The following is a 249-nucleotide window of genomic DNA, read 5'->3' on the forward strand; positions in this document are numbered from 1 at the left end:
GCATCAAACAGTCGGCTACCTAAAATTTCAAATGCCATGGACTGCAAGATATCGCCCGCAAGCAAAGCTGTATCTTCACCATACGCCACAGGACAGGTCGGCTGACCACGGCGCAAAAGATCATTATCCATACACGGCAAATCATCAGGTGCCAAGGAATAACAATGAATCAACTCCACAGCCACAGCGGCGCGGCGCACGGCCGCTGTATTAGTGTTTGGATGTAAATGTGCGGTGGCATAGCACAGC

Annotated in this window: 1 protein-coding gene; it reads right to left on the reverse strand. The window is 51.0% G+C overall.

The genetic code is table 11. From position 1 onward, the window contains the following. Positions 1-249, reverse strand: a 249-nt coding sequence (locus ACG9ZB_RS17725) for a polyprenyl synthetase family protein (protein ID WP_419326895.1), incomplete at both ends; no start/stop codon positions are given.

This window comes from Acinetobacter johnsonii, from assembly GCF_048551975.1.
Classification (GTDB): domain Bacteria; phylum Pseudomonadota; class Gammaproteobacteria; order Pseudomonadales; family Moraxellaceae; genus Acinetobacter; species Acinetobacter johnsonii_A.